The organism is Actinomadura harenae, assembly GCF_003696215.1.
GTDB classification, from domain to species: Bacteria; Actinomycetota; Actinomycetes; order Streptosporangiales; family Streptosporangiaceae; genus Spirillospora; species Spirillospora harenae.
In genome coordinates, this window is the sequence record NZ_RFFG01000272.1 from 1 (window position 1) to 1,144 (window position 1,144).

The 1,144-nt window shown below is 74.1% G+C and carries 2 protein-coding genes; one reads left to right on the forward strand and one right to left on the reverse strand.

Going from position 1 to position 1,144, the window contains the following annotated elements; translation table 11 throughout:
* A partial coding sequence (locus EBO15_RS43435) for a GntR family transcriptional regulator (protein WP_122200216.1) occupies window positions 1-160 on the reverse strand: 160 nt, incomplete at its 3' end.
* Window positions 161-262: 102 nt separating this feature from the next.
* Between EBO15_RS43435 and EBO15_RS43440 the strand changes: the two genes are divergently transcribed.
* Window positions 263-913, forward strand: coding sequence for a LysE family translocator (locus EBO15_RS43440; RefSeq protein WP_122200217.1), 651 nt, complete (start codon window positions 263-265; stop codon window positions 911-913).
* Window positions 914-1,144 lie beyond the last annotated feature (231 nt).

Below are 1,144 nucleotides of genomic sequence, written 5' to 3' on the forward strand. Positions count from 1 at the left end.
CGCGCAGCGCCAGCTCCCGGTACACGCGGGCCGCCGTGGACGCCGCGATGCCCTGCTCGCGGGCGAACCGGCGCTGCGGCGGCAGCCGGTCGCCGGGACGGCGCCGCCCGGCCGCGATGTCCGCCGCGACCGCGTCCGCCACCCGCCGGAAGTCGCTCATCGGGCCCCTCACATTGCACCGAGTACAAACCGCAGTATTGCACCGATATCGCGGTCCTTCCTAAGGTCGACGTCATCTCCCCGACTTCCGAAACGAGGTGCGATGGTCTCCCTGACCGCCGTCGCGGGCATCGCCGTCGTGGCGTTCGGCATGGTCCTGCTGCCCGGCCCGAACATGATGTACCTGGTCTCCCGGACGATCACCCAGGGCCGCCGCGCCGGGTACGTCTCGCTGGGCGGCGTCGCCGCCGGGTTCGCCGTGTACGCCGCCGCCGCGACCGCCGGGCTCACCGCCGTCTTCGCCGTCGTCCCGGCCCTCTACACCGCGATCCGGCTCGCCGGGGTCGGCTACCTGCTGTGGCTCGCCTGGCAGGCCGTCCGGCCCGGCGGGACGACCCCGTTCACCCCGCGCGAGCTGCCCGCCGACCCGCCGCGCCGCCTGTTCGCCATGGGCCTGGTCACCAACCTGCTCAACCCGAAGATCGCGATCCTGTACGTGTCGCTGCTGCCGCAGTTCACCGACCCGTCCCGCGGGCACGTGTGGCTGCAGAGCCTGGTCCTCGCCCTCGTCCAGATCGCCGTCGCGCTCACCGTGAACGGGATCTGGGTGCTGTGCGCGAGCGCGGTGTCGTCGTTCCTGACGCGCCGTCCCGCCTGGCAGCGCTTCCAGAGGTACGTGATGGGCTCGGTGCTCGCCGGCATGGCCGTCATGCTCGGCCTCGAACGCTCCCACGCCGCCGTCGCCGCCCCCTGATCCCGCGCGTGGTCCCGCGCGCGCAGAACGCCGATTTGGCGGTGCTTGCCATGATGGGGCCGTGAGCGAGAGGGACGAACGCGACTCGGGAACCCCACCGGGACGGTGGCGGCGCCCCGACGCGTCCATGTCCCTGCTCGCCGACCTCTTCGAGGGCAGGGTCGCCGACCCCGGGTACGCCGAGGCCGCCGCCCGCCGCCGCGCCGCCGGGACGGCCCCGGCGCCCGGCCG

Bases quoted from the DNA above. Each gene is read 5' to 3' on its own strand.
- EBO15_RS43440 (WP_122200217.1), top strand. From the start codon at position 263: ATGGTCTCCCTGACCGCCGTCGCGGGCATCGCCGTCGTGGCGTTCGGC.